Raw genomic sequence first — 23,645 nt, forward strand, 5'->3', positions numbered from 1 at the left:
AAGAAATCCGAAGGATTTCTGGTTAGAAGAGTTACGGCGGCTCGAACGCACGTGATCACAAGCGCTTAAGCCCGATTCCGGTCCCCGATAGCACGAGGATCCGGTCCCCGATGGCACGAGGGTTGTGGTCCCCGATAGCACGAGTTGATTCACAGCTTATCTCCAGCCTCCGGCGCCAGCCCGCGCTTGCGAAGCCGCTCCTCGAACGGATCGGTGCAACGCGGCGCAAAGTTCAACCGTTCGACGCCGTTTGGGTCGCGCGTGATCACGAGCTCATAGCCGGGCAAGGTCTGCCGACTGACGATTTCGCGCAGGTCGAACGCAAAATGCTTGAGAGGCGAGAGACTGCCGGACTTGGCGTGGAGATGCAGAAAGTCGAAACTCCAGCCGCCTTGCTGGCGGCCGCCATGCTTGCGGACGAGCCGGTAAAGCCAACGCTCGAGCCCTCCGGTTAAACCAAAATAGGCACGGTCGATGGTCAGCACGAGCGCGTCATCCAGAACGCCGGCAAAGAACCAGTCCGGCAGGATCAGTTCGAGACCCGTTGGGCGCCCGTTGGCGTCGGCCGTCTCCTTCCATTCGTTGATCCAGGAAAAACGATGCCGCCGCCGTTCTGCCGGCTGGCGGATCGACGTCAGCACCGACGTCGCCTGCAGCCGGTCAAGACCTGCCTTGAGGCGCTCGTAGTTGCGCGCGCTGGTGCCGCGGCCAGCAAAGGTCAGGATTTCATAAGGCGTCGCCGCCATCAGACGCGAGGTCTTCAGGCCGGCGTCGCGCGCCTCGACAATTTGCGAGGCGGCCCAGATCAGGACATCAGCATCCCAGATCGTCGCCATGCCGTGTTCGGGCACCGCTTCAACGCGAATGGAGATTGCCCCCGCCCGGAAATCGATCGGTACAATCCGCTTTGACTTTGCGAGCGAGAAGAACGGATAAGCCATCAGGTCCTGGGCGTCGCGCGGCGCGAGATCGCCCGGCAAGGCACGAAACAGCTCGAGCTGGCTGCGCTCGGATCGAGATTTGCGCCGCATTTACCAATGCTCCCGCAGCAATCAGCGACGTTCGTGGCCCGCATAGGGGCGCAGTGCCGGATGCTTCTTGGCAGGCAGGACCGTCCCCTTCCCGGGATCGGACGTCGATGTCTTGGACCCGAGATCGGCCCAGGCTTTCAGATCATCGAGCGCATAGACGACCCGGCCGCCAATCTTCCGATAAGTCGGACCGGTGCCGTAGGTACGGTGCTTCTCCAAGGTGCGGCCGGAGAGCCCGAGATATCGCGCGGCCTCGGGTGTGCGCAGGAAACGTGGCGGCAGACCGGCCATGGGATCGGGCATTTGAGAACTCCATGAAGACATCGCGCGAATGCTGGCGGTGCCAGCGTGTGTGCAGTGATCATGGAGGAGCAGCCCTTCGCAGGGGGATGCCGAAGATCGAGGGGTGGATTTTCGACACCCCCAAGCGAGCGGCTATTTGTCCTTGCGTCTTGGACGCAGGAGTTCGCGATAACCGCCGCGCATCAAAGCGAGGCCGCGCTGCACGAGGCGGATGGTACGATTGCGCAGATCATGCGTCTTCCAGGCGCCGCTCCGGGATGCGCTTCTTGCCAAAAAGACCTTCGGCAATCGCACGATAGCTCTTGTTTTCATTGCGCCCATCCAGGGCGCGCAAAACCAACGTAAATCGCTGGCGCCGCTCCGGAGAAAAGCCGGACGGCGGTGGTCCAGGCGAACGGCCACTCAGCGTACGCCAAAGCGATTGGGCAGCCTGGGCGCGGAGCTCGAACGACGAGTCCATTGGCAGCTCAATCGCTTGCGGCGAGCCGGCGGCAGGCAGTTTCCTCATCCACACGCGATGCGTGGCGCCATCGAACCGTAGCACGGCATGCCAGCCGTCCGCGTTCTGCCGCAACTCGCCGGGCGGCAGTCTTGTTAGATCCAGAGCGATCGGTTGAGCTGAAGTTTGCGACGACGAAGGCCCTACCGACAAAACGGTCGGCAGAACTTCAGGCGCCCAAAAGACGATCTGCTCGTGACAGGCCTTCTGCGGATCAGCCGCGAAAAGACAGGCCCCATTTTTTCCGGAATTCGGCTGGCGCGCCGGCAAGCGGGTTTTCAAGCGCGCGATAGTGTTTTTTGTATTCGGGATTACGACGGAGGCATTCCCAGGCGAGACCGGTCAGGTCGGCGTTCTGCAGTTTTGAATAGGCCTCGGGCGAGCGCCAATCGAAATCCGGCATTGTGCTTGATCCTCACGCGTAACAATGCCGCATTGCAACACTGCAAATATGGGCCATTTATGGTTGCATAACGTATCCCACCGTTTAGTTACGCGAATTATCTGCAGTTCAGAAGATTTTTCCCTCCCGATTTTATTTTGCAGATTGTTTGTCCTACTGATCGGCGGGTCCACCGCGCAGCAAATGTCCATAGCCGTGATTCGTCATCCATCTGGCGCGAGCCAAATGACTCTCGAAGGCGCTGCGCGCACGCTCCGGGTAGCGTTCGGGATCGATGTGAAGAACGATTCTTGCAACGTCCCGCCAGTCCGCATTGTCGGCGTCAGCATCCAGCAGCCGGAGATAGGTGACGACGTGTTGCTCGTCGTAGGCCGTCAGCACGGGATCAACCGGTGCCAGGTCCGCAACATCGGGATCAAGCGGGGGTGACGGCATGTAGCTCCTTCGAGACGGCGCGCAGCTGCGGCTGTCCCCATTCAGTGATAGCCCCACTTTAGTCCTATTCGGCACAGTTTCGCAGCCAAGCTTTACGAAGGCAGCCATTCCTGGAGGACATTCGAATGCCGACGCACTTGGGAATACACACTATAGGAGATAAACCTCATAGTATGTAAAGAAGCAACTTGCGCGAATGGATATGCGCAAGTTGGTTGGCCGAAACTTCGAGCGATTGCGGAAGCAGAAGGGCTTCACGCAGGAGAAGTTTTCGGAAGCATCCGGCTTTACCCAACAATACATCAGCGGTCTCGAACGCGGACGTCGCAATCCGACCATCGTTACACTGTTTGAACTCGCAACGACCTTGGGCGTGAGCCATATCGATCTTGTGCTACCAGATGATGAAGCACGTAGCGAAAGGTCCAAGCTGACCAGGAAAAAGTGAACGATTCCATCCGAATATCTAGCACTGACGAGTGTGCCTCTCAGCTCTTCCGCGAGCCGGACCGAAGGTCCGGCGAGCGCCGGCGCGGACACGCGTCCGCCCCTGACCCGCTTGCCGGATCCGCAGCTACGCGCTTGGGGCGCCTGGGCAATAAATGAAAAATGGCCGCGCAATTTTCTCAGATTGCGCGGCTCACGTTCTAGACAGCGCGTTCCATCAAGCGTTTGGCTGGCCGGAACGGAGCGAGGAGTAAAGAACCCCTGACTGTTCGATTTCACCTCACAGGTGAGGAAGCCCCGCCGGGCGGATCCAGGCGGGGCACTTGCCGATGCAGATCCTCACTTGCCGTTCTTGCGCGGCCGCGACCAGATCAGCGTGTAGCCATCGCCTTCCTCGTCGTCGAACAGGTTCGCGTAGATCGGCGCGTTGAACGAGGGATCGTCGAGCTTGAGCGAGAGGTAATCGCGGCCCTCTTCGGAACGCTTCGCCCAGGCGGCCCCGATCTCAGCCCGGCCGACGAAGACGCGGTGGCTGGGGGCGTTCTCGTTGGTGCGGTTGGTCTCGGCGACGATCCGGACACCGCGGGCCGGCATGCTGAGGGTGACGATCTCACCCTGGAAGTCGTTGCCGACCTTCTTGAAAGAACCGATGTTAGCCATGTTACTTCTCCTTAGCTAGTTTCGAGCCGCGACCACCGCGGCCTCGATGGCGATCTACAGGCCGAGGACGATCGACGACGCACCCGCCTGCGGGCCGGAGCGCAGCGGAGGACGCCAAAGGGGAGACTTTCTTGTCTCGCGAGGAATGGGCGTTAGCCCAGGGGAAGAAAGTTGACCCGCGGCGTTGCGGTTAGGCGATCGAGGCGCAGCCGGTCTTCGGCCAGATCAAGCCATCAAAAGGCCCGGTGCGTCCGTGCGCTGAACTGTACCCTCAGGAGAAGTCGTGGCGAATCTCGGTTGTGCTGCACAAGATGTCGCTACGTTCAACCAAAGAGAAGGAAACAAAAGCGAAGGAATAGGCGGAATCGATTGTCTTGAACAAATCGCGATGAGATGCCCGTGCCCTGCATTAGTGGTCCGAGCAAGGTGAGACGCCAGGAACCAAGCGTTCCAAGACCGACCGCATTACCCAGCGGTCCATCACGCGGCCAATCAACGCCCCGATTGCAGGTAACCTTGCTCGACGAGACAGAGGCTCATCCCTGTTGCGTGGAGGCAGTGAGAGCCGGCTGAGGTCCGTTCGGCAAAGCGTCGACCGGTCGCACGGGCTCGGCAAACATGGTCATCCGTGTCCAGGCTGCGGTGCCGATCGCTATAGCGCCGATCCAGGCAAAGGCGTCCCGCCATAGCAATGACGACATCCCGATTTGCGATAGGCCATGACCGACGTAATAGCCCGCGACGGCTGCCGGAACTACAAAAGCAGCCGCAACTATGGCACGAAGAATTGCGGATCGAGTGAAGGCAAAGGCCGTCTGCCCAATGACAAGAGTGAAAGCGCCGGAAAGAATAGCGATAAGAACTGCACCGGGGATGCCCGCACCATGAACCGCAGCTAGCCCCACAGAAAGCGCGACGAAGAACGGCAGCGCGTAGACAGAGAGGGTGAAGATCAGCCAGCAAAACAGGCCGATGCCGAGCATATTGAGAATGGGTCCGAGGATAAGCATGGTGGCGGTCTCCGCGACAAAGGACATGACGGTCGCGCCTTCCACCACCACGGCGCAGTCGTGAATATAACGGAGAACAACCGGGTTATGGGAGTGATAATCTTCACTCGCCGCCCGTGGGCAAGAGCGGGACCTTTCTGCTCATGCCTTGATTCTGTCGAGGTCAGACGATCTACGGGGGCTTAGTAGCGTCGACGCTTAACCCCCCACCCGTTCGGCGGCGCTTACGCGCCGCCGAATTTCCAAACGGGAATGCCAAGCTTCTTGGCCTTGTCGGCAAGATTGTCCTGTATTCCGGTGCCGGGGAAGTGCATGACGCCGATCGGCAGCACCGCAAGCATGGCATCATTGCGTTTGAACGGAGCTGCCTTGGCATGCTTGGTCCAGTCGGGCTTGAATGCGATCTGCGGCACCTTGCGGTTGGTCGCCCATTTGGCGGCAATCAGCTCAGCGCCCTTGGGCGAGCCACCATGCAGCAGGACCATGTCAGAGTGCTTGGTGTGGACCTTGTCGAGTCGATCCCAGATCATGCGGTGATCGTTGAAATCGAGTCCACCGGTAAGCGCGATCTTGGGTCCGGATGGTAGCATCGTCTCGGTTTCGGCGCGGTGTTTGGCGGCCAGAAAGTCGCGGCTATCGATCATCGCTGACGTGAGCGTGCGATGATTGACCAGTGATCCTGAACGGGGACGCCAGGGCGAGCCGGTGTGAAGTTCGAATTGCTCGGTGGCGAGGTCGCGGAACAGCTCCATGGCGTTGCGGCGTTCGATCAACGTGATGCCTTCGGCCGTCAGCCTTTCGAGTTCGACCGATCGCACCTCCGATCCATTCTGCTCGCGCTGGCTCTTCTGCTGCGCCTGCTCGTTGTCGTCGAGCTCGCGCTCGATGCGGCTGGTGGCGCGGTGGAACAGGTTGACGGTCGACCAAAGCAGATTTTCCAGGTCGGGTTCGAGCCGGGTATCGCTCAGCGTCGCTACGAAAGCGTCGAAGATATCGGCGATGGCACCCGCGATGACCTTGCCTTCGGGTAGCGGCCTCGGGTCAGGTTCGTCTTGGAAGGGACGGTGACCGTAAAGCTGAAGCTCGTTGAGGATGTGATCGGTCGGTGATGAGTCGTGCCGCGGTTCGAACTCGGTATCGTCATGGTCGGTCGTCATGATGAGAGGTCCTTTGCCGGATCGCCGCGCCCATCGCGGCCTTCCTGGCGATCACCAGACGGCGGGCGGAGTGGACCAGAACCCGAAGCGAAGCGCAGGGCCGGAGCGAGGCGGAGGATGGCTGAGGTGCGGCTATTTTGTTTCGCGATGCAAAGGCGCGACAGCGCCGGCGGAAAATAGCCGCACCTCAGCCATTGCCGGTCCGGGCCGCTTGCCGTCCGATCGCCCTCTAGAAGGCCGTGCGCGCGACTCTGTCCGGCAACTCTGACCGCGCACTGACAGTCGATGACGATATCAAGTTCAAATCGCCTGCCATTACCCCGTATCGGTTGCAGATCGAGGAAGGTAGCGGGCGACGTCCTCTGGCAGAAGCTGTACGCGTGTGGCTGCCCGAAGTTCTTCAACGCCTAACGTGCGAAGATCCTCGTTAAAGTCGCCGAGCCTGGGCGACAGTGGAAACGCCTCGATGCCGGCCTCTTCCGCGCGCGTCGTCAAGGTCCTCGCCGCGCCCATCCCGGCCGCATCCCCATCGCAAGCGATGTAGAGGCGTCGCAGCGTCAGCGGGAGCAGCAGGGCCGCGAGGTGGTTGGCTGAGAGTGCCGCCGCCATCGGCATGGTCGGAAGCACACAGCCAAGCGAGAGCATGGTCTCGATGCCCTCGCCCGCAATGAGCACGTCACTCGCCACACCGAAGCGAACTGCGTTGCCGAGTAGATCACCCATCGCCCGTCGTGGCGTTTCGATCGGCGCCTTGCCGAGCCGATTTGGATCAAAGCTCTCCGGATCGAGCCATGTGCGGTGGACGCCAGTGATAATGCCGTCAAGATCGCTGACGCAGGCGATCATTGCCGGCCAGATCTCAGGAGGTGACGCTTCATCGGCCCCCCGGTAATAGCAGCGAGGCTGATACCGGAGACTGCCACCGTGGTGCAGCTCGGCAATACCCCGACGGTGCAGATACAGCTCCACGAGAGTCCCCTCAGTCGGCCGAGATATCGCAAAGAGGCGTCTCGCCGCTTCTCGCGATCCGCGCTGCACCGCTGGACGAACCGCTTTTTGGGCAAGCTCTGGGCCGGAACGAGGCAGATTCAGAAATCGCCTCGCTTCGTTGGCAACATCGCGGAAATCGTGGAGACCAAGACGTTCGCGAATGATGTCGAGCAAATCACCATGTTCGCCGGTGGCAGCATCAGTCCACTTGCCCGCCGGCCCCTTCGGGGATTCGTAGAGTCGCACAAACAAGGAGCGGCCCGGTGTATTTTGGACGTCACCCACCAGCCAATAGCGCCCCTCGCGCTTGCCGTTGGAGAGATAGTGGCGGCATACCCCCTCGGCCTCACGCGCGAGACAGCGTGCGAGTTCGGAAGCATCGCGGGGCATCACGCGGCCTCCCGTCCGCCAACGCGGTTGACGGGATAGCGTTCGAGTACTTTGGCGAGAACGCCGACGCCGCCGGCGTCCGTCGGCGCGAACATGCGCAGCTTCCAGGAGATGATCTCACTTAAGAGTCCATAGGCGCACAAGCGGTCGCGCATGGTGTCGCTGAAGTCAGACAGCTCTATCCGATAAGCGCCCATGACGCGCACGCGCCTAAGTTTCAAACCTTCGGCGAGGTCGAGAACCGTGCGACCTTCGAGCAGCGCGGCGAAGGCTTCCTCGGGTTTGAGCGCCGGCCGCTCCCCGATCAGTGTGTTGGCGACCCAGGCGGGCGAAACCTTCCGCCCAATGATGCGCTCGCCGGCGTCGGTCTGGAGACGATAAACAGGTGTCGACTCGTTCGGCAGCCACTTCCAGATCGGCAGGAGCAGTCCGGCGACGACATGAATCGTGCTCTTCGTGAACTCCGGCACCTCGGAGAACTCGGCTTGCCAGACTGCGCCGAATCGCTCGCGATCGGTCTCGATCCAATGGCTTTCCGCCATCGCCTTCAGCGGAACACCGTGGCTTTCCATCGGCCGGATCAACCGCACGCGTTGCTCGATCTCACCGTCATCGAGCATGAGGCTCGACGCCGGGACCTGCACGGCGGCGCGGCCGGAGCGCTCGTTGACCAACAGGACGGCGCGGCGGTCCGATAGACGGCGGAGCGCGTCATCTAGAGTCAATGGCCGGTTGCGCTCCCGCTGCGCAATGGTGAGCAGCCACGTCTGCGCGCCGGTACCGGGATGGGTGTAGATCGCGCGGCGGTCCGTGACCACGAAGCTTTCGGCCCCGAGGGTCTCCAGACCGAGGTCGTAGATCCCGGACGCCGTGGCGCCTTCGATCCGAGCGGTCAGCAACTGCTCGAAGGCGGTGAACAGCACGTTTTGCAGGTCGATGGTCAGCGCCAGCAGGCGGTTGAGGAAGGTGGTGATCGGCGGCAAGTCATCCCTGATGCCGTTGGAGTCGGTGAGCTTCAGCCCGGTCGCATCCTCGAACGTCTGAAGGGAGCAGCCGTCGACCTTGCCCCGGACCAGGAGCATGTAAAGCTGGCGGAGAGCATCACGCCCGTAGCTGCTCTCGAGATTATCTTCGGGCCGGAAGAGCCCCTGCCCGCCGGTCTGGCGTTGACCGCGGGTGATCGCCCCGAGCGTGTCAAGCCGGCGCGCGATGGTGCTGAGAAAGCGCTTCTCGGCTTTCACATTGGTTGCAATGGGACGAAACAGCGGCGGCTGCGCTTGGTTGGTCCTGTTCGTGCGGCCGAGACCTTGGATCGCAGCATCCGCCTTCCAGCCGGGCTCGCGCAGGTCGTGCACACGGAGGCGCCGATTCCGGGCAGACAACTCGGCATGATAGCTGCGCCCCGTCCCGCCGGCGTCCGAGAAGACGAGGATGCGCTTGACGTCATCCATGAACGCCGCGGTCTCGGCGAGGTTCGCCGACCCGGCGCGGTTCTCAACCATGAGGCGCTCGCTTTTGCGGATGATCCGGCGCGAGCGTCCGGTGACTTTGGCTACCATGTCGGAACCGAAGCGCTGGACGATCTGGTCGAGCGCGCCGGACACCGGTGGGAGCGAGGCGAACTTCTCGATCAGCCGGTCGCACCGGCTAACGGCCTCCCGGCTCTCGACCGGATGACCGTCGCGGTACACGGGCCGGGAAGAAAGATTACCTTCCGAGTCGGTGAAGGGTTCGTACAATTGGACCGGAAAGGAATGGGCGAGATAGTCGAGCACGTATTCTCGCGGCGTAATATCGACCTGGACGTCGCCCCACTCCTCGGTTGGGATCTCTGCAAGCCGCCGCTCCATCAGCGCTTCGCCGGTCGAGACGATCTGGATGACGGCTGCGTGTTCTTGTTCAAGATCTTGCTCGATCGAGCGGATCAAGGAAGGCGTCTTCATCGAGGTGAGAAGATGGCCAAAGAAGCGTTGCTTCGCGGATTCAAACGCCGACCGGGCCGCCGACTTGGCCTGCGCGTTCAGCGTCCCCATCTCGCCGGTGATGTTCGCCGCCCGCATCGCCGCGTCGAGATTGTTGTGAATAATTCTGAACGCGCCGGCATAGGCGTCGTAGATGCGAATTTGCTCGGGCGTGAGTTCGTGCTCAACCAGCTCGTATTCGACGCCGTCGTAGGAAAGTGAACGCGCCGCATAGAGGCCGAGCGCCTTGAGATCGCGCGCCAGCACCTCCATCGCCGCAACGCCGCCCTCCTCGATCGCCTCGACGAATTCAGCGCGCGTCGCAAACGGGAAGTCTTCGCCGCCCCAGAGGCCAAGCCGCTGAGCATAGGCGAGGTTGTGGACCGTCGTGGCGCCGGTCGCTGAGACGTAGACCACGCGCGCATTGGGCAAGGCGTGCTGGAGCCGCAGGCCCGCACGCCCCTGCTGCGAGGCGGCCTGGTCGCCGCGGTCACCCTTTCCGCCGACGGCATTCTGCATCGCGTGGCTCTCGTCGAAAACGACCATCCCGTCGGAGTCGGAGCCCAACCATTCGACGATCTGCCGGACGCGCGAAATCTTCTCGCCGCGCTCGTCGGACCGCAGCGTAGCGTAGGTCGTAAATAGGATGCCTTCCGACAATCGGATCGACGTGCCCTGGCGGAAGCGCGAAAGCAGTGTAACCAGGAGCGGCTCCATGCCGAGCGCGGACCAGTCTCGCTGCGCGTCGTCGATCAGCTTGTCGCTCTTGGAGATCCAGACTGCCCGGGGACGTCCCTTCAGCCAGTGTCGACGCCTGAACAGGAGCTTGTTGAACGGGATGTAGCGCGATCGCGAGAAGACGATCTTCTTGGCAGCCTTGGCCATGTCGGTTACTCCACGACGGGCGGCCGAAAGCCTCTCTCTCGGCCTCCAACCCGTCGTGGCGCTCCGCGCCGCCCTCTTCCTCTCGACGGCGTTGACGGAAAGCGATCACGCCGCCTCCTGATCCGCGTCGTCACACTGGGTCGAGACGTCCATTGTCATTTTGGGGAGGAATCCGAGCAGGTAGTCCGCGGCCTTGCTCGCGCAAGACGCGGCCCGCACAATCGCTCGGTTGTCTCCACGCAGCACCTCGAGCCATGAGCCGATATAGTCGGCGTGGCGCACGGTAGGCACGATGCCGAGCGACGCGCAGGAAAATGCAGCGCCCAGTTCGGCGATCAGTTCCTCGAAGGCATATTTCTTGGTGCCGTAGGCGCCGCCGAGATCGCGATTGAGGCGCGAGGGATGACCGCTGGCATGGCAAAGTTCATGGAGCGCGGTGCGGTGCCAATTGATCGGCTCGAAATAGGCCGCCGGCGGCGGCACCTGTACGTAATCTTCGGCCGGCGCATAGAAAGCACGATTGCCGCCGATGCGGAAGTCGATACTGATCGTCTTGATCAGGACCTCAACCGTCGGTTCGATCACGCCGGGAAGCGGGGGCGGCGCGGTGGTCGCGATGTCCGCAGGCAACCCGTCGCATTGATCGGTGTTGAAGACGGTAAAGCGCTTGAGAAACGGGATGGCGCCCGGCTCCTCGCCGGCCTCCGCAGCGCGCCGACGTTCGTCTTCCGGGGTGAAGCGATCGGCATAGACAACGGTCGTTCCCCGTTCACCCTTCCTGACATGGCCGCCGAGGCTGAGAGCCTGGCGAAAGGTGAGCCAGCTCTGTCCGGAGAAGCCGCGCTCAACTACGGCGCCCCACAGGATCAGCACATTGATCCCCGAATAGCGGCGCTGCGTGGCGGCGTTGCGCGGCATAGCGAGCGGCGCCTTGATCGCCGCCGTCCCCCATGGCTGCACCCAGGGGACACGTCCGGCCTCCAGCTCGGCGATGATCTTGTTGGTGATTTCGGTGTAAAGGCCTGCGCGGTCGTTGCCGTCGCCGACTTGTGTGGGGTGTCTGGACATCGCGGTTCTCCGCGACGGGCGCCGGAAGCCTCTCCTCCGATCTTCAACCCGTCGCGCAGTCCCGGCCCGCACTCTCACTCTCAACGGCGGTGACGCCCCACGCACTTCGGGGGGAAATGGACTGTGCATTCGCATGGCTTTTCGACAGGGATGGACGCCAAAGGGTGACGACCCGCGAAGCGGGGCCTCAGCGCAGCCGGAAAGACCATTCTCGCAGGGAGCCGCCGAAAAGCGCCGGAGCGAAGCGCAGGCAGCAAAAAGAGGCAGCCGCAGGAGCGTCAGCATAGCGCCGACGCGGAAACCGCGGCGGGACGCGGGACCGACTGCAGTCGCGAGACCGGTTAAGAGGGCACCCGCAGAGGGGCAGTGATAGCGACGCCGGAATGAAATGACGGCGGGACCCGAAGGCGAGTGCCTCCGGCGAGCGACTCATGACCGCGCGAGGGATCGAAGCCGGATGGCCGAGACGCCTTGCGGCTCGGTGCACGAGAGCCCGGTCCGCGGCCAGCGGACGCGCCCACTCCGTGCGGCTTGCACGCACGATACTCCGGCGCGCTGTTGCGGATGGACGCGTGATGATCCGAAGCGTCAAGATCATAATGGATTTTGCTGGGCATTAGCCAGCAACGCTCACGTCCTACCTGATCGGTGCAGAACAACTTCGGCCACAAGTCATGAACGTGATTTAGTCCGAACGATACCGTTCGGCTCATGACGGCGATTGGTCGCACGCTCAGCAAACGAGCGAACAGAAAATTAGGCTCGTGGAAGCGGGACTTCCTCCCTGGCCTTTGTCAGAGCGTCGTAGATTCTGACCTGAAGCATGGGAAAACGCTTCTTTAGCTCCTCTGCTCCCGCCCAAGCCCCATCTTTGGTCGCGAATTCGGCTTTCAATCGGCCGTCGACTTCGAGCGCATAACCAGGAGCGGGTAGTTCACGAGTAGCTGCAGCCATTTTATTCCCTTGGCGCATTGGACTGATCAATAACTTTGCTTAACCTGAGTCGCCCGGACCGGACCAGCGGCTGGTGATTGGCATCTTCTTGCAACGCGATGTTCCAGCGCAAGTTTCTGCTGGTCTCCGAAATGCCGGTCAAGGATGCGCATTCACGTCATCTGAACAGCCGGCAGGACGGCCGCCCAACCGAATGCACGCGCGATATAACCAAGGTTCGACATAGCTGCCCGCCCACACCCCGCGTCCGGCACGATCGGCGGCGCGCTGCGCGACCGCGTACTGCCCCCTCGAATACTGAGGCCAATCGAGCGCGAGACCATTGCGCACCAGCCACTCTCCGAGATCGATGTCGCCGACGAAACACTTCGCGACGGTCCGCTCGTATTGGTCCTGGGAGACTGGCTTGCAGCTCGCCGGACGCTGCGCAATGAAGGCATCAAGATCGTTTGCGGCCTTTGCTCCACATCGATACAAATTGCTGTCGGCGCCTCGGCATAGTTGAGTGCTTTCTGGCGCGTCGACCCCCCAAAGACGAACGCGCATCCCAAGAATTTCGAGCGTGTCGCCGTCGATGACGCTGGCCTGCCCCGTCAATTCGGTCGGCAATGCGGCGTTGCTCAAGGCAAGGATCATCGATGCAGCGAACAATCCAACACTCGCGCTTGCTCTAATGCCGATCACGCTGCTCTCCCGGATACCAAGGCTCATCGACTTCAGCCGTCGTGATGTTCGTTTTGCTTACCCGCACCAGATGGCCGCGCTATGGACGGAATTCAAAGGTGACCGCGGCACGAAGTCAAAACCGATTCCCGGCCCTCACCTTGTCTACGGATTTCTGACATCTGCGCCGAATGCAATCGTTGAGTCGATCCACCCTAAGGCGATGCCTGTCATCCTGACCACGGAAGAAGAGCGCGATGCGTGGATGTGCGCACCTTGGGATGAAGCAAGGGAATTGCAGCGACTGCTACCCGAGGCAGGTCTGAAGATCATTGCACGCGGCGCGGAGAAGGAGGACAGAGCCGCAGCTTGAAGGGTCCCCTCAGAATGGAAAGGTGCAGTAGCGAGCACGACGCCAATGTCGAAGATGGCCCTATTGATCTTGACGAGTCACAGTCGGCGTTGGCGCTCCCTGCCATTCGAGACGCCAAATGCTACCTTGCCGAAGATTCTGGACAAGGTCGGGTCGAAAGCAAACAAGACAGGTGCCCCTGGCGTGCCGAATTGAGGGGTAGATAATTCCGTTGCTCGCGTGATCGATCCGCAACTGTCGGGCCAGGTTCTGGCCAGCCGGATAAGCAATTGCCGGGTCCTTGTGCAGGACGGGGTCGACCTCGACATCGACATCACGCAAATCGTGAAATGGGCCAAAAAAGTCGGCAATCAGTTCGGCGTAGTCGGTGATGTTTTCAAAGCGACCGACAGCTTCGAGTTCGCGTGTCAGGTGATAGGAGACCTCGCCAATCGCGGTGTCGCCATCGAAGGCGCAATACCAGGCACCGCGATCGTCATCATTGAAACGATTGCCGCCCGGGCGCGTATGCGTGAACGCAGCGTTGATGAACGTGAAGCCGGCCCGACCAAACACGAGTTCGCGTGGATCTAGCTGCGGAAGCCCCGTCTCCTGCGCGACCAGGCGACCATTTGTAGCACTCTCTAGCGCAGCTAGATCTTCAAGCGCGCCGTGATTGGCAGCAAGCGGAAGCAACACCGGGTCTTTGAGCCGACCGGTTGAGATCAGCCGCACCGTGTCGCGCTGTGTCAGGTTGAACGTTGGTGGCAAGGGCATTCATAAACCGCCGCGTAGCGCGTCGATATGCCGGCGCACTTCCAGCATCCTCGGAATGCCGCCTTCTATCATCGTATCGAGTGGACGTCGGCTGCCATAGAGCGGCCCCTTGTTGGGCAACCGCACCCATTCATCCGATAGGGGCTCGGAAAATAGCAACCGAAGGCCCTTGAAGATGCCGATAAGCGCACTGATCCTGGTCAGCGTGTCCTGCGATAGCGTGCCAGACCACTCACCTTTCTTCATTCGGAACCAGGTTCGTTCCGACACGTCACCGAGCAGTGCGCAGACCTCGGGCCCAGTTAGACGCCAGATTTCGGCAAGACGAACCATGCCGTCGACCGCAGACGGCGTCAGTCGTTCACGCGTGGAAGCATCCGAGAGGTTCGGCACTGACTGCCCCACCCCTGGGTCTATCACCGGTCTAACCGCTGCCTGATTCATTGAAGCGAGCCTCCGCCATTTGGCAGACAAAATACTGCCAATTGGCAGGAATTTCAAGTCATTTGAAATGGAGCTTCTAAGCTATTGTGAATAAATAGGAATTCGCAACCAAACTCGGACTCCATTTGCCTTATTCGACATTGAGCCGCCCCAGGCGGAAGGCGCAGCGTGTCCGAGATGATTTCTAGTCAATCAACTTGGTCAGGGCTTTCGGCGCTTCCAGGAAGGCAAATGGGTTCAAGAACTGGCGGCGCCAGAGGAAATTTCGATCTACCTTGCTCAGATTTGCCTCGTCACAGACGGCAGACCAGCGCTGCTTGATTGTTTTGACCTGTTTGGTCGCGAGCAGGGTTGCCTCGGCGTCGCTCATCAGAAATAGCGGCGCCGCTTTCAGGCACAGAGCGATTTGGCTTGTACGCTCCTGGCCCATGATCAACATGGCTTGCGTTGCCTCCCCACCCGTCCGATTTTGCGGACAGATATCATAGGCAGGGGTCAAGGACAGTTCGTTGCCGTTCCAGAAAGCGGCGTGATTGCGGGCATGGTCATCGGTATTTCCACAGAGAATGTTGAACAGCATTCGTGCAAAGAGTTCTTTAAGCGTTTCCCTTGGCGCCTGAAACCGATGACGAATGATGGTCGCGAGTTGCTCATAGCTGGCATAGCGGGCCATTAGTTCGTCGAGCTCAAGGAGCGTGAGGGCAGAAACCATGGCTTTCCGGCTCCAGCCTCCTTCCACTTTCACGCGATCAAAGCGTTCGATAAGGAGAACGTCCTTTCCCGCTGCGCGCTTAAGGTGCGCCGGGACAACGGTCAGGCCAACTTCGGAGGCCAGACGCATGGCGACGTACTCGGCTTTGACGACGCCGTAGAGGTCGTTTTGCGATGAGAACTTCGCAACAAATTTCTTGTTGTCCGATGTGATCGTCGCCTTGGGGCGAGCCCCCCCGATCGAGCTTCCATGGAGAAGAGCCCGATCGAGCTCGGCCGTGAGCGGAACTCCCTTCTCCACCAGCGCTGCGGCGTTCAGGAGTTCGTGGAGAGGGACCTCGGCTCCTTCTCGTGCCACGTAATTCGCGGAGGATGCCTGAAAATCCAATGCGCCGATGCGGTCTGAGCCGGATTCCAACAGATAGGTGAACTCGTCGATGCTACCCGGATCGACGTTCTTGCTTTGCACACCGAATTTTCGATTGATGATGATGCGGCGGCCCCATGCGTCGGGAGCCGCATCGCGAATACAGTTCGGCATGCTCAACCCCGCCGTGAGCGGCAAGATTCCGCTCCGCAGCGGCAATTCCGGTTCGTAGAGGGGAATGGCATCCTTGCGCGCGAGGTAACTTCGCCCGTAGTTGAATACGAGTTGCTTGCCACTTGCCGATAGAAGGCCGGCGACGACGGGTTCTGTTTGATCCGGAAGCCAGACCCAGACAAAGGCCTGAGTGTAGTTGGCGTCAGAAGTCATCGTCGGCCTCGACACGTGGATTTCGAACCGATTTCGGCAGCAGCGTCATTATTTCGCGACTAGCCTCGACCGCCTTTGAAAGTGCTGCTTCATCGGTATCGAATAGTCGCACGCCGACTATTGTTGCGACTTCGAAGACCGCCCCGATCGCGCATCCGGGATCACCCGTTTCGATGCGCCGCAGGAGACCACGCGAGATCCCTGCCCGGTCGGTCACATCAACGGCCTTGAGCTTGCGTTCGATACGCGCCTTGCGAATGAGCTGACCAAGGAGGGCCACCCCGTCAGCGGCATAGGGAGAAAGAGGGCGTTGGGCTTTCGACATTTTGCGGTCCATAAACGGCGCATATTTGGCTCTGTGCTCTTTTTATAGCACAAAACGCAAAATTGTCCAAGTTATTGCTTCATAAATGGACCATTTTACCTTAAATGGACTATTTATGGGTCGCGTGTCAGCTTGATTGGAGAAATCGCGCCGAAGCGAAGCGCAGGCCGGAGAAAGAGGCAGCCGCAGGAGCGTCAGCATAGCGCCGACGCGGGAACCGCGGCGGGACGCGGGACCGACTGCAGTCGCGAGACCGGTTAACAAGGCACCCGCAGAGGGGCAGTGATAGCGACGCCGGCATGAAATGACGGCGGGCCCCGAAGGCGAGTGCCTCCGGCGAGCGACTCATGATGGGGCGAGGGATCGAAGCGGGATGCCGTGCCCCGTCGAGGCGTGGAGAAGAAGGGGACGTTCGGAGGAATGCAGCTCTGGTCCCTTCTCGGAATGATCTATTTGCCCGGCCACGATGGTTTGCGCTTTTCGCCGAAGGCCTTGAGGCCCTCCTTGGCGTCTTCCGTCATCGCCAGCAACGCGATCTGGCTTTCGGTATAGGCGATGCTCTCGTCGAACGACATCGAAGCGATCGCCCGCATCGCATATTTGCCGCGCCGGATCGCGGTTGGCGACTTGTCGACGATGCGGCTGACCAGCCAGTCGACTTTGGCGTCAAGCTCGGCCAGCGGCACCACGTAGTTCAGAAGTCCGGCAGCCTGCGCCGTGTGCGCATCGAACGGCTCGCCGGTCAGCGACCATTCGCTGACCAGCCGCTTTGGCGCGATCGACTGCAACAGGCTCAACACCTGCATCGGGAATACGCCAACCTTCACCTCGGGCAGTCCAAAGATCACGTGATCGGCGGCGACAGCCATGTCGGTCATGCACAACAGACCCATGCCGCCGGCCATGCAGACGCCGCCCACACGTGCGATCGCGGGCTTGGTGGCGTTCTGCGACAGCCGAAGCAGATCGGCGTAGTCGACGTTCGGCCTGGAATAATCCATCGCGAAGGCAGCGCCGCTGTGCTGCAGGTCGGCGCCGGCGCAAAACGCCTTGCCCCCTGCGCCAGTCAGCACGATGACGCGGACATCCTTGTCGTCATGCGCTTCACGATATCCGCGGGCGATGCCGGCAACCACATCGGCATTGATGGCGTTGCGCTTGTCCGGCCGGTTGATGGTAATCCAGAACGCCTGTCCGCGCTTCTCGCGTATCACGCTGCTCGTATCAGTCATTGTCCCGCTCGCCTGTTTGCCATGAAATGGCAATCATTTGCGGCAGTATGGCGGTGGACTGCAAGCGGGAATTATGCTGCGGGCGCAGCCTTCCTGACCCAGACCTTGTTGTCATGGAACGCCGCGCCGCCGACCGGAGCAACCGCTTCGGCCCCGGTCAGCATGTTGATGCCGCGGCCGCCGATATGGGCCTTGTTCGGATGGATGGACTCGGCGATCAGCACGCCGCGGCGCAGGCCGTCGAACAATTTCACGGTCAGCGTGGTTTCGCCTCGCATGTTTCCAAGCGTCACGGCGTCGCCATCGGCGATCGAAAGGCTTGCAGCGTCTTCCGGGTGCATCATCACCGAAGGCATACCCTCGCGGGCCTGCGACCCCGGCGTCTCGTTGAAACTGGTGTTGAGATAGCTGCGCGACGGCGAAGTCGCTAAGCGGAACGGATGCTTCTCATCCGCTTCCTCGATGATGGTCCAGTGATCAGGTAGCGAGGGCATCTCTGCCCAAGGGCCCAGGCCCGGATTGCCCCACGGCGGGTTCGCCCAGTCGGCCTTGAAGTGGAATTGCCTGTCCGCGTGCGCGAAGCCGTCGAGATAATGCGAGGTGCGAAAATCCGGCTGGATGTCGCGCCATAAATCGGCCTCCAGCGTTTCGATATCGCCGTGGCCGCTCTTCTTCAACGTCGCGTCGATCAGCTCACGCGGCGTCATCTCAAACCCGGGATGCACGGCGTTGAGACGGCGGCCGAGGCCTTGCAGCACCTCGTGATTGGAACGGCACTCGCCGGGCGGATCAATCAGCTTCGCGCCCACCGAAATATGCTGGTGGCCGCCGCCATAATAGAGATCGTCATGCTCCATGAACATGGTGGCCGGAAGCACGATGTCGGCCATGGCGGCTGTCTCGGTCATGAACTGCTCATGCACCGCGACGAACAGATCGTCGCGCGCAAAGCCCTGACGTACCAGCGCCTGTTCGGGTGCTACCGTCACCGGGTTAGTGTTCTGGATCAGCATCGCCTTGACGGGACCGCCGCCCTTCAGGGCGTCGGCATCGCCAGTCAGGATGCGGCCGATTTTGGACTGGTCGAGCCAGCGCGTCGTGCGATCGATCGCATCGTGACCCTCGATGATGGATTCGTCGAAGTTCCAGATCCCGGCATTGTTGAAGAACGCGCCGCCGCCTTCGTACTGCCAGGCGCCCGTCACCGCCGGGATGCATAGCGCGGCATGCATCTGCGCCGCGCCGTTGCGGCTGCGGGTGAAGCCGTAGCCGAGGCGGAAGAACGTACGCTTGGTCTGGCCGACGAGGCGGGCGAAAGCTTCGATTTCCTCCACCGGCACGCCGGAGATCCTTGAGGCCCATTCCGGCGTGCGCATCGCCAGGTGCGCTTCCAGTTCGTCAGGGCAATCGGTGTAGCGATCCATATAGGCACGGTCTGCGTAACCTTCGCGAAACAGCGCGTGCATGACGCCGCAGGCGAAAGCGCCATCGGTCCCCGGCCGCAGGATGATCTTGATATCGGCCTGCTTCATGGTGTCGTTGTTGTAGATGTCGATGGCCGCTATTTTCGCGCCCCGCTCCTTGCGGGCGCGCGAGGCGTGCGTCATCACGTTGACTTGGGTATTCACCGGATTGGTGCCCCAGATCACGACGAGATCGGAGACACCCATCTCGCGCGGATCGACGCCGGCGATCTTGCCGGTGCCGATGGCAAAGCCGACACGCGCAATGTTGGCGCAAATGGTCGAATAGAAGCGCGAATACTTCTTCACATGCGAAAGGCGATTGATGCCGTCGCGCATGACCAGTCCCATGGTGCCGGCGTAGTAGTAGGGCCAGACGGATTCGGCGCCGAATTCGCGCTCGGCCTGATCGAAGCGCGCGGCGATTTCATCGAGCGCCTCATCCCAGGAAATCCGCGCGAACTGGCCCGAACCCTTTGGGCCGGTGCGGCGCATTGGATGGAGCAGCCGATCAGGGTGATGAATGCGCTCGGCGTAGCGCGCGACCTTCGCGCAGACGACACCGGCGGTATAGGTTTGCAGCTTGGAGCCGCGGACCCGGCCAATCGAATGACCGTCGATCACCTCGATGTCGAGCGCGCAGGCCGACGGACAATCGTGCGGACAGGTGGAGTGGCGGATATCGACCTTGGCGTGCTGGTTCATGCGTTTCTAGGTAACATCAAACGCCGCGGTCGCCGAGAGGGTTTGTCCGGCAGTGCACCTGCAAAAACGGCCTTTAGCCATGCATCAGGCGCCCAAATAGGCGCCGCCATTGGTGTGGATGGCCTGCCCGTTGATGTAGCGCGCGCCGGGCCCGCACAGAAAACGCACGGTTGCAGCGACGTCTTCCGGCAGGCCACGATTGCCGGCGATGGTCTGATGGATCAAATGGTGCGCCGGCTCCGGTTTGTCCTTGGGCCGTGGCGTGCCGATAAGGCCGGGAACCACGCAGTTCACGGTGATGCCGTCATCGGCAAGATCGTGGGCCAGCGCCCGGGTGAAGCCGATGATACCGGCCTTCGCTGTCACCACATGCGCGCGATTCTTCGCACCCGTATGCGCGCTGAGGCCACCGATGTTGACGATGGTCCCGGCACCGGACTTTCGCAAAGCCGGCAAGCAGGCCTTCACGCAGTGGAACGTTCCATCAAGAGTCACATCGAGGATTTCGCGCCACGCCGCGTAGTTCATCTCGGCAAAGGGCTTTTCGCGCCGCAGCGCCGCATTGTTGACGAGGATATCAATGCGGCCGAATTGCTTCACTGCAGCATCTGCCATGGCCTGCACCGCGCCGGCGTCGGCGACGTCGCCGATATGAACCAGCGCCTTGCCGCCGGCGGCCTCGATCTCGCGGGCGACGGCGTCCGCCTCGGCGCGGTTGCTGCGCGCATTCACCACCACGGGCGCGCCGCCTTCCGCCAGGGTCAGGGCGATCGCGCGGCCGATATTGCGGCCAGCGCCGGTGACGACAGCAACCTTGCCTACGAGTTCCTGGGTCATGAGCCGCTACCCGCGCAATGAGGAGAGATCGATGCGGCCACTATACAGCCCCGCCATCACTTTCAACGCCGCATCGCTTTGTGCAGCGCTCCAGCCGCCATGCTTGGCGTTGAGCCAAAATTTTTCGATCACGTCCTGCCGCGTCAGCGGCTCCTGCGCGCCGCCCCGCAGATATGGCTGCCGCTCTTCCACCACGCTGCCATCCCGGAGCGTGGCTCGGATATGGCCGGTGTAATTGTTAGGATAGGGGTTGTCCGGATCGATCACGAACGTCACTTTGGCGGCGAGCGCCAGCACGCGCTCATCGCGGATCGCGCTTTCCGTGAACGCCCCGAGCCCGACGCCGCCATGCACGAATCCAGTCGCCAAAAGATAAGGCACCGCGAACTTGGCGGCATAGCCGTTGCGCGGACGGTGCTTGTCGGCGAGCGGCTCCCATAGCCGGTGCACCGTTCCCTCCGCCACCTCGCAGAGGATCTCGGCGACGTCCTCGGGTTTGATGCCGCGCGCGGCCAGCCGGCGTGCGCAATCGATATAGGGCTGCGCCATGGTCCCGCATGGATATGGCTTGAAGGCCAGCGTGTTCGTCACCCAGCGCGTGCCGAATTCGCCGGTCAGCGCATCGTAATCGCCCTCCGTGGTGTGCGCGAAGCCGTGGAACAACCCGTGCACGCCCTCGAACACCGTGCGTGGCCCGACGAACCCTGCCCGCGCCAATAGCGCCGCGCGAATCCCCGATTGCGCCGCCCATCCGGCATGCAGCCGTTTGGTCCAGGCGCCTTCCGCGAGATATTCGATGATGCCGCCGGCCATGCTGCCGGCGACGCCGAGCGCATCGACGATCTGCCTGGCGTTGAGGCCGAGCGCTGCGCCGACACCGGCGGCCGCGCCCATCGCGCCAAAGACCGCTGTCGGATGGAAACCGGTCTTGTGAACGGCCTTCGGCACCACGAGACTCAACCGGCACAGCACTTCGGTGCCGACGGCGATCCCGAACAGCGCCATGCGGCCATCTGGACTGTGCCGCTCGCAGGCCGCGAGCACCGCCGGCACGATCACGGCGCCTGCATGGACCGGGCCGCCCTCAAAAGTATCATCGAAATCCTCGCCATGCGCGGCGGTGCCGTTGACGAAGGCGGCGCCTGCCGCATTCAGTGTGCGCTGGTGCCCGATCGCCGTGCACGGGCCGTCATCGTCGCAACCTGCCAAAGCGCTTGCGATGTAGTCCTCGTTGCGTGCAGTGACGCACAGGCCGACCACATCGATCAACAGGTCTTCGCATTTGCGCGCGGTTGCAGCCGGCAATGCGCCGGGCTTCAGTGCGATGACCTTTTCGGCCAGCGTTTCGGCGACCGAAATCCTGGGCAGTCCCGAGGCCATATCGGTCAAATGCGGAAGATTTTTGTGTAGCGCGCTTTGATCGACTCGCTCTCCTTCTCGACCGCCGCGGCGTCGTCCTTCATGGTCTTGATGTCCTTGAGCGACTTGCGCCCCGCCTTCTCGACGGTTTGCGAATGCACCGAGCGGAGGCCGCCGACATCGATGATCAGTTGCTGGGCCTCGCGGCTGAGACTGAACGACTGGAATAGCCTTGCCGCATTCGGATTAGGTGCATCCTTGAATACACCGTTCGGTCCGATGATCAGCGGCGATCCTTCCGCGGCATAAACCGGCTCGACCGGACGCCCCGCCTCCTTCATCTGGAAGATGTTGTATTCGTTGCCGTCAGCCATCACCGCGCGCTCGCCAAGATCGAGCTTCTTCGGCGGATCGGCCGATGACTGCACCTGCATGATGTTCTGCCTGGCGAGCTGTTCGAAGAAGCTCCAGCCCAGATCACGCTGCATCTGGTAGGTCGCGGTCATGATGGTGCCGCTGTAGCCCGGATGCGCCTTGACGATCTTGCCCTTCCATTTGGGGTCGAGCAAATCGGCAAAACTCTTCGGCGCGTCCTCCGCTTTCACCAAATTGGTGTTGTAGGCAATGATGCTGAGCCAGACGCGGAAGCTCGCAAACTGGCCATCGGGGTCCTTGTGCTCGGCCGGATAGAATTTTGCGACCTCCTCCGGCACATAAGGCGCCAGAATACCGTCGCGCTTCCAGACGATGAAATGCGCGGCATCGGACGAGTTCACCACGTCGACGGCATGGATGTTGCTGGAATATTCCTGGCCGATGCGCTGGAAGAGGCGCTCCGCGCCGGTGCGTTCGACACGCACCGCTATCCCCGGATATTTCGCCTCGAACGCCTTGGCCAGCTTCTCCGCGACCGGCAAATCGGTCGAGGTGTAATAGATGACCTTGCCTTCCTTCTTCGCCGCCTCGATCAATGCCGGAGTAACGGTTTCCGGTGGCGGCGCAGCCGCCATGACGCGCGTGGGAAATGCTGCGCCTGCGAGAACAGCGCCTGCGCCGGCCAGCACATGGCGGCGTGAAATCCCTGGGTGTTTCATGTTTTCGTTCCCCGCGCTGTTGGCGAAGTTAGGTACCCCTGAGCCCCCGCATTATTCCTATGGATTGCCCGCTGTCCATCGCCGGCAACGCCTGGCCATGGCAGCCAGGCCTAAATGTTACTGCGCAGGACAGGCCGCTCCGGTCTTCACCCACGCCTCGACCAGGGCGCCGGCCTGCTTCTGCGTGCCGGGCACGGGGCTGCGCGTCCCGCCCGGAGCCCAGGCCCAACCGACCAGCGTATCTTCACCGATGTGATGGATGAGTTCCTCGAGTTTGCGTCCACCGTTGCGTGCGGGATCCTTGAGCTGTGCGCAGATTTCGGCAACCGTCTTGCCCTCCCACGCCATTTCGCGCGGTGCGAGGTGCCATTCCGGATGGCCCGGCATGCGGCCGGGTTCGAAGTTCGCATGCTTGTGGCAAATCGAGCAGCGCATCGTCGGAAGGCCATTGCCGTCCGCGCCGCGCGTCACCGGCGGCTGGTGCAGCCGGCCCTCGTCGCCCTGCCGCGGCCTGTCGCTCGCTGGATGGCAATTGGTGCAGCGCGGATGGGTCAGCACCTTGCCAAGCTCGGTGAACATGGCCGCCGATCGTGCGTCCGTATCCGATATCGACGCAAAGCTTTCCGGGCTTGCAAGCGATTGCGGCGCGGTCTCGGAAACGGCGTAGCCGGTGAGCACACTCGTCGCGACTGTCACGACGGCGACCACAAGCTGAACCCGCAATTCCGATTTCATG

21 protein-coding genes and 3 pseudogenes are annotated in these 23,645 nt (G+C 61.6%); 2 read left to right on the forward strand and 22 right to left on the reverse strand.

What is annotated here, in order from left to right:
* Window positions 1-149: 149 nt before the first annotated feature.
* From V1279_RS22785 to V1279_RS22810, 5 genes and pseudogenes are all read right to left on the reverse strand, one after another.
* Entirely contained in the window at window positions 150-1,031 is an 882-nt protein-coding gene (locus V1279_RS22785) for a replication initiator protein A (protein WP_334440412.1), read from the reverse strand.
* Window positions 1,032-1,052: 21 nt separating this feature from the next.
* A complete protein-coding gene (locus V1279_RS22790) occupies window positions 1,053-1,334 on the reverse strand; it encodes a helix-turn-helix transcriptional regulator (RefSeq protein ID WP_334440415.1) in 282 nt (93 codons plus the stop codon).
* Window positions 1,335-1,466: 132 nt separating this feature from the next.
* Window positions 1,467-1,842, reverse strand: a pseudogene (locus tag V1279_RS37895) (DUF2285 domain-containing protein).
* A 205-nt stretch (window positions 1,843-2,047) separates the two neighbouring features.
* Window positions 2,048-2,236: a transcriptional regulator domain-containing protein gene (locus V1279_RS22805; RefSeq protein WP_334440424.1), complete on the reverse strand. Its 189-nt coding sequence runs from the start codon at window positions 2,234-2,236 to the stop codon at window positions 2,048-2,050.
* A gap of 153 nt (window positions 2,237-2,389) precedes the next feature.
* Window positions 2,390-2,671 carry a DNA -binding domain-containing protein gene (locus tag V1279_RS22810; RefSeq protein WP_334440427.1) on the reverse strand — a complete coding sequence of 94 codons (282 nt, stop codon included), beginning with the start codon at window positions 2,669-2,671 and terminating at the stop codon, window positions 2,390-2,392.
* 196 nt (window positions 2,672-2,867) lie between these two features.
* Here V1279_RS22810 and V1279_RS22815 point away from each other — a divergent pair, with 196 nt between their 5' ends.
* A complete protein-coding gene (locus V1279_RS22815) occupies window positions 2,868-3,119 on the forward strand; it encodes a helix-turn-helix domain-containing protein (RefSeq protein WP_334440430.1) in 252 nt (83 codons plus the stop codon).
* Between the two features lie 338 nt (window positions 3,120-3,457).
* Here V1279_RS22815 and V1279_RS22820 read toward each other — a convergent pair whose 3' ends face one another.
* The 7 genes and pseudogenes from V1279_RS22820 to V1279_RS22850 form a co-directional block, all read right to left on the reverse strand.
* Entirely contained in the window at window positions 3,458-3,778 is a 321-nt protein-coding gene (locus V1279_RS22820) for a DUF736 domain-containing protein (RefSeq protein WP_334440433.1), read from the reverse strand.
* Window positions 3,779-4,314: 536 nt separating this feature from the next.
* Window positions 4,315-4,839, reverse strand: a complete 525-nt coding sequence (locus tag V1279_RS22825) for a hypothetical protein (protein WP_334440436.1) — start codon at window positions 4,837-4,839, stop codon at window positions 4,315-4,317.
* A gap of 173 nt (window positions 4,840-5,012) precedes the next feature.
* A complete protein-coding gene (locus V1279_RS22830) occupies window positions 5,013-5,945 on the reverse strand; it encodes a DUF2493 domain-containing protein (RefSeq protein WP_334440439.1) in 933 nt (310 codons plus the stop codon).
* A 315-nt stretch (window positions 5,946-6,260) separates the two neighbouring features.
* Complete coding sequence (locus V1279_RS22835; RefSeq protein ID WP_334440441.1) at window positions 6,261-7,325, reverse strand: DUF7146 domain-containing protein; 1,065 nt, start codon at window positions 7,323-7,325, stop codon at window positions 6,261-6,263.
* Window positions 7,325-10,093: pseudogene (locus V1279_RS22840) on the reverse strand (strawberry notch family protein); the annotation flags it as partial. The gene V1279_RS22835 and the pseudogene V1279_RS22840, both read right to left, overlap by 1 nt.
* Window positions 10,094-10,276: 183 nt before the next feature.
* Entirely contained in the window at window positions 10,277-11,239 is a 963-nt protein-coding gene (locus V1279_RS22845) for an ArdC family protein (RefSeq protein WP_334440443.1), read from the reverse strand.
* A gap of 1,092 nt (window positions 11,240-12,331) precedes the next feature.
* The gene (locus V1279_RS22850) at window positions 12,332-12,829 is read right to left on the reverse strand and encodes a thermonuclease family protein (RefSeq protein ID WP_334446537.1); all 498 of its coding nucleotides are present in this window, start codon (window positions 12,827-12,829) and stop codon (window positions 12,332-12,334) included.
* Between the two features lie 121 nt (window positions 12,830-12,950).
* Here V1279_RS22850 and V1279_RS22855 point away from each other — a divergent pair.
* A pseudogene (locus V1279_RS22855) lies at window positions 12,951-13,229 on the forward strand (SOS response-associated peptidase); the annotation flags it as partial.
* A gap of 60 nt (window positions 13,230-13,289) precedes the next feature.
* Here V1279_RS22855 and V1279_RS22860 read toward each other — a convergent pair.
* The 10 genes from V1279_RS22860 to V1279_RS22905 form a co-directional block, all read right to left on the reverse strand.
* A complete protein-coding gene (locus tag V1279_RS22860; protein ID WP_334440446.1) occupies window positions 13,290-13,985 on the reverse strand; it encodes an RES family NAD+ phosphorylase in 696 nt (231 codons plus the stop codon).
* Window positions 13,986-14,429 carry a DUF2384 domain-containing protein gene (locus V1279_RS22865; protein WP_334440448.1) on the reverse strand — a complete coding sequence of 148 codons (444 nt, stop codon included), beginning with the start codon at window positions 14,427-14,429 and terminating at the stop codon, window positions 13,986-13,988.
* A 184-nt stretch (window positions 14,430-14,613) separates the two neighbouring features.
* The gene (locus V1279_RS22870; protein WP_334440451.1) at window positions 14,614-15,894 is read right to left on the reverse strand and encodes a type II toxin-antitoxin system HipA family toxin; all 1,281 of its coding nucleotides are present in this window, start codon (window positions 15,892-15,894) and stop codon (window positions 14,614-14,616) included.
* Window positions 15,884-16,219, reverse strand: coding sequence for a helix-turn-helix transcriptional regulator (locus V1279_RS22875; RefSeq protein ID WP_334440454.1), 336 nt, complete (start codon window positions 16,217-16,219; stop codon window positions 15,884-15,886). Before V1279_RS22875 ends, V1279_RS22870 begins: the two co-directional genes overlap by 11 nt.
* A 449-nt stretch (window positions 16,220-16,668) precedes the next feature.
* Complete coding sequence (locus tag V1279_RS22880) at window positions 16,669-17,451, reverse strand: enoyl-CoA hydratase/isomerase family protein (RefSeq protein ID WP_334440457.1); 783 nt, start codon at window positions 17,449-17,451, stop codon at window positions 16,669-16,671.
* 71 nt (window positions 17,452-17,522) lie between these two features.
* Window positions 17,523-19,619 carry a molybdopterin-dependent oxidoreductase gene (locus tag V1279_RS22885; RefSeq protein ID WP_334440460.1) on the reverse strand — a complete coding sequence of 699 codons (2,097 nt, stop codon included), beginning with the start codon at window positions 19,617-19,619 and terminating at the stop codon, window positions 17,523-17,525.
* 84 nt (window positions 19,620-19,703) lie between these two features.
* Window positions 19,704-20,456, reverse strand: a complete 753-nt coding sequence (locus tag V1279_RS22890) for a 3-oxoacyl-ACP reductase family protein (RefSeq protein ID WP_334440463.1) — start codon at window positions 20,454-20,456, stop codon at window positions 19,704-19,706.
* Between the two features lie 6 nt (window positions 20,457-20,462).
* Complete coding sequence (locus V1279_RS22895; RefSeq protein ID WP_334446539.1) at window positions 20,463-21,836, reverse strand: MmgE/PrpD family protein; 1,374 nt, start codon at window positions 21,834-21,836, stop codon at window positions 20,463-20,465.
* Between the two features lie 5 nt (window positions 21,837-21,841).
* The gene (locus V1279_RS22900) at window positions 21,842-22,909 is read right to left on the reverse strand and encodes an ABC transporter substrate-binding protein (RefSeq protein ID WP_334440466.1); all 1,068 of its coding nucleotides are present in this window, start codon (window positions 22,907-22,909) and stop codon (window positions 21,842-21,844) included.
* Window positions 22,910-23,026: 117 nt separating this feature from the next.
* Window positions 23,027-23,644, reverse strand: a complete 618-nt coding sequence (locus V1279_RS22905) for an Isoquinoline 1-oxidoreductase subunit (protein WP_334440468.1) — start codon at window positions 23,642-23,644, stop codon at window positions 23,027-23,029.
* Between the last annotated feature and the right edge of the window lies 1 nt (window position 23,645).

Source organism: Bradyrhizobium sp. AZCC 1610, assembly GCF_036924515.1.
GTDB lineage: Bacteria > Pseudomonadota > Alphaproteobacteria > Rhizobiales > Xanthobacteraceae > Bradyrhizobium.

What these genes read in the sequence shown, in the direction of transcription:
- V1279_RS22785 (WP_334440412.1), bottom strand. Translation starts at nt 1,031, where the DNA reads ATGCGGCGCAAATCTCGATCCGAGCGCAGCCAGCTCGAGCTGTTTCGT.
- V1279_RS22790 (WP_334440415.1), bottom strand. Translation starts at nt 1,334, where the DNA reads ATGCCCGATCCCATGGCCGGTCTGCCGCCACGTTTCCTGCGCACACCC.
- V1279_RS22805 (WP_334440424.1), bottom strand. Translation starts at nt 2,236, where the DNA reads ATGCCGGATTTCGATTGGCGCTCGCCCGAGGCCTATTCAAAACTGCAG.
- V1279_RS22810 (WP_334440427.1), bottom strand. Translation starts at nt 2,671, where the DNA reads ATGCCGTCACCCCCGCTTGATCCCGATGTTGCGGACCTGGCACCGGTT.
- V1279_RS22815 (WP_334440430.1), top strand. Translation starts at nt 2,868, where the DNA reads ATGGATATGCGCAAGTTGGTTGGCCGAAACTTCGAGCGATTGCGGAAG.
- V1279_RS22820 (WP_334440433.1), bottom strand. Translation starts at nt 3,778, where the DNA reads ATGGCTAACATCGGTTCTTTCAAGAAGGTCGGCAACGACTTCCAGGGT.
- V1279_RS22830 (WP_334440439.1), bottom strand. Translation starts at nt 5,945, where the DNA reads ATGACGACCGACCATGACGATACCGAGTTCGAACCGCGGCACGACTCA.
- V1279_RS22835 (WP_334440441.1), bottom strand. Translation starts at nt 7,325, where the DNA reads ATGCCCCGCGATGCTTCCGAACTCGCACGCTGTCTCGCGCGTGAGGCC.
- V1279_RS22845 (WP_334440443.1), bottom strand. Translation starts at nt 11,239, where the DNA reads ATGTCCAGACACCCCACACAAGTCGGCGACGGCAACGACCGCGCAGGC.
- V1279_RS22850 (WP_334446537.1), bottom strand. Translation starts at nt 12,829, where the DNA reads ATGATCCTTGCCTTGAGCAACGCCGCATTGCCGACCGAATTGACGGGG.
- V1279_RS22860 (WP_334440446.1), bottom strand. Translation starts at nt 13,985, where the DNA reads ATGCCCTTGCCACCAACGTTCAACCTGACACAGCGCGACACGGTGCGG.
- V1279_RS22865 (WP_334440448.1), bottom strand. Translation starts at nt 14,429, where the DNA reads ATGAATCAGGCAGCGGTTAGACCGGTGATAGACCCAGGGGTGGGGCAG.
- V1279_RS22870 (WP_334440451.1), bottom strand. Translation starts at nt 15,894, where the DNA reads ATGACTTCTGACGCCAACTACACTCAGGCCTTTGTCTGGGTCTGGCTT.
- V1279_RS22875 (WP_334440454.1), bottom strand. Translation starts at nt 16,219, where the DNA reads ATGTCGAAAGCCCAACGCCCTCTTTCTCCCTATGCCGCTGACGGGGTG.
- V1279_RS22880 (WP_334440457.1), bottom strand. Translation starts at nt 17,451, where the DNA reads ATGACTGATACGAGCAGCGTGATACGCGAGAAGCGCGGACAGGCGTTC.
- V1279_RS22885 (WP_334440460.1), bottom strand. Translation starts at nt 19,619, where the DNA reads ATGAACCAGCACGCCAAGGTCGATATCCGCCACTCCACCTGTCCGCAC.
- V1279_RS22890 (WP_334440463.1), bottom strand. Translation starts at nt 20,456, where the DNA reads ATGACCCAGGAACTCGTAGGCAAGGTTGCTGTCGTCACCGGCGCTGGC.
- V1279_RS22895 (WP_334446539.1), bottom strand. Translation starts at nt 21,836, where the DNA reads ATGGCCTCGGGACTGCCCAGGATTTCGGTCGCCGAAACGCTGGCCGAA.
- V1279_RS22900 (WP_334440466.1), bottom strand. Translation starts at nt 22,909, where the DNA reads ATGAAACACCCAGGGATTTCACGCCGCCATGTGCTGGCCGGCGCAGGC.
- V1279_RS22905 (WP_334440468.1), bottom strand. Translation starts at nt 23,644, where the DNA reads ATGAAATCGGAATTGCGGGTTCAGCTTGTGGTCGCCGTCGTGACAGTC.